Source organism: Bacteroides sp. AR20 (genome assembly GCF_964250605.1).
Taxonomy (GTDB): domain Bacteria; phylum Bacteroidota; class Bacteroidia; order Bacteroidales; family Bacteroidaceae; genus Bacteroides; species Bacteroides uniformis.
Genome location: NZ_CAXUGK010000060.1, coordinates 1,663 through 3,460, shown reverse-complemented (window position 1 = coordinate 3,460; position 1,798 = coordinate 1,663). Strand labels below are relative to the sequence as shown.

2 tRNA genes and 2 rRNA genes (1 of these 4 cut by a window edge) are annotated in these 1,798 nt (G+C 49.8%); all 4 read left to right on the top strand.

What is annotated here, in order from left to right:
- A 16S ribosomal RNA gene (locus ACESTD_RS18310) occupies positions 1-1,058 on the top strand; the annotation flags it as partial.
- 135 nt (positions 1,059-1,193) lie between these two features.
- Positions 1,194-1,267, top strand: a tRNA-Ile gene (locus ACESTD_RS18305).
- A gap of 90 nt (positions 1,268-1,357) precedes the next feature.
- A tRNA-Ala gene (locus ACESTD_RS18300) sits at positions 1,358-1,431 on the top strand.
- A gap of 113 nt (positions 1,432-1,544) precedes the next feature.
- Positions 1,545-1,798: ribosomal RNA gene (locus ACESTD_RS18295) — 23S ribosomal RNA — on the top strand; its annotated part runs 1,662 nt beyond the window's last position; the annotation flags it as partial.

Genomic DNA, 1,798 nt, shown 5'->3' with positions numbered 1-1,798 from the left:
GTGCCTTTTTGTATGTACCGTATGAATAAGGATCGGCTAACTCCGTGCCAGCAGCCGCGGTAATACGGAGGATCCGAGCGTTATCCGGATTTATTGGGTTTAAAGGGAGCGTAGGCGGACGCTTAAGTCAGTTGTGAAAGTTTGCGGCTCAACCGTAAAATTGCAGTTGATACTGGGTGTCTTGAGTACAGTAGAGGCAGGCGGAATTCGTGGTGTAGCGGTGAAATGCTTAGATATCACGAAGAACTCCGATTGCGAAGGCAGCCTGCTGGACTGTAACTGACGCTGATGCTCGAAAGTGTGGGTATCAAACAGGATTAGATACCCTGGTAGTCCACACAGTAAACGATGAATACTCGCTGTTTGCGATATACAGTAAGCGGCCAAGCGAAAGCGTTAAGTATTCCACCTGGGGAGTACGCCGGCAACGGTGAAACTCAAAGGAATTGACGGGGGCCCGCACAAGCGGAGGAACATGTGGTTTAATTCGATGATACGCGAGGAACCTTACCCGGGCTTGAATTGCAACTGAATGATGTGGAGACATGTCAGCCGCAAGGCAGTTGTGAAGGTGCTGCATGGTTGTCGTCAGCTCGTGCCGTGAGGTGTCGGCTTAAGTGCCATAACGAGCGCAACCCTTATCGATAGTTACCATCAGGTGATGCTGGGGACTCTGTCGAGACTGCCGTCGTAAGATGTGAGGAAGGTGGGGATGACGTCAAATCAGCACGGCCCTTACGTCCGGGGCTACACACGTGTTACAATGGGGGGTACAGAAGGCAGCTACACGGCGACGTGATGCTAATCCCTAAAGCCTCTCTCAGTTCGGATTGGAGTCTGCAACCCGACTCCATGAAGCTGGATTCGCTAGTAATCGCGCATCAGCCACGGCGCGGTGAATACGTTCCCGGGCCTTGTACACACCGCCCGTCAAGCCATGAAAGCCGGGGGTACCTGAAGTGCGTAACCGCAAGGAGCGCCCTAGGGTAAAACTGGTGATTGGGGCTAAGTCGTAACAAGGTAGCCGTACCGGAAGGTGCGGCTGGAACACCTCCTTTCTGGAGTGACGTCTCGACTCGATCGTTGGTTCTTGAAGTTATGCTTCCATAAGAACCTCTTGTACTGCGCGTACTTGTTTATTAAAATATACGAGAAAAGTAGAAGCCGAGCCGTAAGGCGAGGGTTTGACTGACAGTCCTATAGCTCAGTTGGTTAGAGCGCTACACTGATAATGTAGAGGTCGGCAGTTCAACTCTGCCTGGGACTACTTCAAAGTTGAAAACTGAAAATTGAAAACTGAAAATCGGGAACTCTCCGGATTCTCCACTTTCCACTTTCCGTTTTCCACTTATAAGAAGGGGGATTAGCTCAGCTGGCTAGAGCACCTGCTTTGCACGCAGGGGGTCAACGGTTCGAATCCGTTATTCTCCACTCCGTTTTGATTATTGTTTTATAATTGAAACACCGTTCTTTGACATGATGTGACCAAAAAAAAGTAAAGTTAAAAGCTGAAAGTATATATCGACCATACGTGATCGGTAAGACAAAAAGTAAGTAAGGGCACATGGCGGATGCCTTGGCTCTCGGAGGCGATGAAGGACGTGATAAGCTGCGATAAGCTGCGGGTAGGTGCAAATGACCTTTGATCCGCGGATTTCCGAATGGGACAACCCGGTACTTTGAAGAAGTATCATCCTGCATTGCAGGAGGCTAACGCAGGGAACTGAAACATCTTAGTACCTGCAGGAAAAGAAAATAAACAATGATTCCCCCAGTAGTGGCGAGCGAACGGGGAATC